The organism is Nakamurella sp. (genome assembly GCF_048594475.1).
Taxonomy (GTDB): Bacteria; Actinomycetota; Actinomycetes; order Mycobacteriales; family Nakamurellaceae; genus Nakamurella.
Genome location: NZ_JBMDXT010000006.1, coordinates 1 through 3295 on the forward strand (window position 1 = coordinate 1; position 3295 = coordinate 3295).

General features: G+C 75.6%; 5 protein-coding genes. 3 read left to right on the plus strand and 2 right to left on the minus strand.

The annotated features are described in order from the left end of the window. The first annotated feature begins 70 nt into the window (after nt 1-70). Nucleotides 71-952, plus strand: coding sequence for a 16S rRNA (cytidine(1402)-2'-O)-methyltransferase (gene rsmI, locus ACOJUF_RS00220; protein WP_420119849.1), 882 nt, complete (start codon nt 71-73; stop codon nt 950-952). Between the two features lie 155 nt (nt 953-1107). Here rsmI and ACOJUF_RS00225 read toward each other — a convergent pair whose 3' ends face one another. Next, entirely contained in the window at nt 1108-1668 is a 561-nt protein-coding gene (locus tag ACOJUF_RS00225) for a TetR/AcrR family transcriptional regulator (protein WP_420119850.1), read from the minus strand. Continuing rightward, a complete protein-coding gene (locus ACOJUF_RS00230) occupies nt 1661-2494 on the minus strand; it encodes an alpha/beta fold hydrolase (RefSeq protein ID WP_420119851.1) in 834 nt (277 codons plus the stop codon). Before ACOJUF_RS00230 ends, ACOJUF_RS00225 begins: the two co-directional genes overlap by 8 nt. 62 nt (nt 2495-2556) lie before the next feature. Between ACOJUF_RS00230 and ACOJUF_RS00235 the strand changes: the two genes are divergently transcribed. Next, nucleotides 2557-3033: a GatB/YqeY domain-containing protein gene (locus ACOJUF_RS00235; protein ID WP_420119852.1), complete on the plus strand. Its 477-nt coding sequence runs from the start codon at nt 2557-2559 to the stop codon at nt 3031-3033. Between the two features lie 94 nt (nt 3034-3127). After that, nucleotides 3128-3295: NAD(P)-binding domain-containing protein (locus tag ACOJUF_RS00240; RefSeq protein WP_420119853.1), on the plus strand; the 168-nt coding region annotated here is incomplete at its 3' end.

A 3295-nucleotide genomic window follows, 5' to 3' on the forward strand; every position in this document is an offset into this window, starting at 1 on the left:
TCCGCCGGGTCGGCGGCCGGGTCGGCCAGGGACGGCGGAGCGGGCATGCGGACGATCGTAGGGTGGCCCGATGAGTGACGGCGTGAAGGCGTCCGGGGTGCCGGGGCCGGCGGGCGGGGCCCTGGTGCTGGCCGGCACCCCCCTGGGCCGGCCGGACGACGCCTCGGACCGGCTCCGGGCGTCGCTCGCCGGCGCGGACGTCATCGCCGCCGAGGACACCCGCCGGCTGCGCCGGCTGGCCGCCGACCTCGGGGTGGCGCTGACCGCCGCCGTCGTCTCGTACTACGAGGCCGTCGAGCAGGCCCGCATCCCCGGGCTGCTCGAGCGGATCGCCAATGGTGCCACGGTCGTGCTGGTCACGGACGCGGGCATGCCGTCGGTGTCCGACCCGGGTTACCGCCTGGTCGCGGCGGCCGCCGCGGCCGGCCTGCCGGTGACCTGCGTGCCCGGCCCGTCGGCGGTGCTGACCGCGCTGGCGCTGTCCGGGCTGCCGTCGGACCGCTTCTGCTTCGAGGGTTTCCTGCCGCGCAAGACCGGGGAGCGGGCCCGGGCGCTGGCCGAGCTGGCCGGCGAGCGCCGCACGATGGTGTTCTTCGAGTCGGTGCACCGGATCGGGGACACCCTGACCGCGATGCGCCAGGCGTTCGGGGCGGACCGGCCGGCGGCGCTGTGTCGCGAGCTGACCAAGACCTACGAGCAGGTCGTCCGGGGCACGCTGGCGGACCTGGTCGCGGCCGCCGAGACGGGACTGCGCGGGGAACTGACGCTGGTGGTGGCCGGGGCCTCGGCCCCGGTGGCCGCACCGCCGGATGCCGAGGAGCTGGCCGCGCTGGTGCAGGACCTGGTCGCGGCCGGCCGGACGCGCCGGGACGCGGTCGACGAGATCGCCGCCCGCGTCGGGTTGTCCCGGCGCACCGTGTACAACGCCGCCGTGGTGCCCCGTCCGGACTGAGTCGAGCCCGGTGATCCCGGCTCAGTCCGGACGGGGCGCCACCTCGGGGGTCGCGGCGACCGTTCGACCGGGCGTGCGGTGCCATCGGGCGGAGCCGTGTCACGCAGGGACCCCGGCGGCACCGTCCCCCGACCGCGGATCCCCGCTGCGCGGGGTCAGGGCTCGACGAGACCGGCGGCGAAGGCGTCGACCATCCGCCGGTAGCTCACGTCGAGATCGAGCGGCATCGCGTAGGCGCCGGCCGCCTCCAGGGCGACGAAGCCGTGCAGCAGCGCCCGCAGCGCCCGGATGGCGTGGATCGCATCGTCCCCGGTGACGCCGAACTCCGCGAGCACCGCGCCGAGCAGATCGACCAGCCGCGCGGCCACGTCGAGGTGCTCCGCGTCGTGAGGGGCCGGGGCCACCACCGACGCCGCGTACCGGCCCGGGCAGCGGGTCGCGAAGTCCCGGTAGGCGCCGGCCATGGCCTGCAGGGCGGGCGTCCCGGACCGGCCGACGACGGCCGCGGTCAGCGCGGCGAGCAGATCGCGCGCGCCCAGCACCGCGACGTCGCGCCGGAGCTCGGCCACCGAACCGACGTGCTTGTACAGGCTGGGCAGGCGCACCTCGAACGAGGCGGCGACATCGGCCAGGGTGAGCCGGTCCCAGCCGTTGGCGTCGGCGAGCTCGGCCGCCCGGCCGGCCAGCTGGGCGCGGCTGAGCCCGACCCTAGGCACCCGGCTGCCCGGTGGTCTCGCGCAGGAAGTCCACGATCGCCGGCGTGGTCCGTTCCGGGAACTCGGCGTGCGGGTAATGGCCGGCCTCCGGGACGAGCACCGCCCGGCCCCGCAGCCGCTCCGCGACCAGCGCCGCCTCGGCGGCCGGATCCGGGAAGTCGCGGTCCCGCTCGCCCATCACGACCAGCGTGGGTGTCCGGACCCGGTCCAGCACGGCCTCGACCGGCGCGTGCGAGGTGTGGGTGGTCGCGGTGAACGCGCGCCGGTGACCGGGCCGGCGCAACGACGCCGCGATCGCCCGGCGGTGGGCCCGGAAGTCCTCGTCCCGACGTCCGGGGTAGAGCGAGGGCAGGTAGAGGGCCCACACCCGCCCGGCCCACGGCCCGCCCATCATCGCCCGGAACAGCAGCATCATGGCCGCGCCGGTCGGCGGGTTGCGCACGAACGGCCCGATCAGCACCAATGCCCCGACCAACTCCGGCCGGCGGGCGGCGACCAGGGTGACCGCGCCCGCCCCCATGGAGTTGCCGACCAGCACCGCCGGCCCGCCGAGCTGCTCGACCAGGGCCTGGACGTCGCCGGCCGCGGCGGCGTCGTCGTAGGCGGTGAAGGTGGCGTCGCTGTCCCCGTGCCCGCGCAGGTCCATGGTGGCGACCCGGAAACCGGCCGCGACCAGGGCCGGGGTCAGATGGCGGAAGGTGCTGCGCAGGTCGCCCATGCCGGGGACGGCGACGATCAGCGGGCCGTCGCCGACGACGTCGTAGGCGATGCGGCCCTCGCCGCGGTCGAGGTAGCGGACGGGGGCGAGGGTCTGGCTACGAGGCATAGCCAAAAAGCTAATAGCATTAGCTTTGACTGTCAAGGGCGGGCCTGGAAGCCTCGACGACCGTGAGCGAGTTGAAGAACCGGCTGCGGGCCGATCTGACCGCGGCGATGAAGGCCCGGGACACCCTGACCACGGCGACCCTGCGCCTGGCCCTGGCCGCCGTCACCAACGCCGAGGTGGCCGGGACGCAGGCCAGGGAACTGTCCGACGCCGAGGTCGTCGCGGTGCTGCAGAAGGAGGTCCGCAAGCGGGGCGAGGCCGCCGAGGCGTTCGCCGGGGCGGGCCGCGCAGAGCAGGCGGCCACCGAGCGGGCCGAGGCCGCGGTGCTGTCGGCCTACCTGCCGCAGGCCCTGTCCGACGACGAGGTGGCCGGCCTGGTTGCGGCCGCGATCGAGGCGGTGGCGGCCGACACGGGGGCGCCGCCGACCATGCGGCAGATGGGCCTGGTCATCAAGGACGTGCAGGCCCGGGCGGCCGGCCGGGCCGACGGCTCGCGCATCGCCGCCGCGGTCAAGCTCGCCCTGGCCGCGGGCGGCTGAGCGGACCCCGTAGCGCGGCGTTCATCGCCGTGCGGGAGGCTCGTGGTCTGCCCTCACCGAACGATCGGATCGAGCCCACCCGGAGGCGCCTGCCATGACCGAGACACCCACCCCTGGATCCACCCCGCTGGCCGACATCGGTGTGACGGGTTTGGCGGTGATGGGATCGAATCTGGCGCGGAACTTCGCCCGGAACGGGTTCGTCACGGCGGTGCACAACCGGTCGTACGCCAAGACGCAGGCGTTGATCGACGAGCATGGG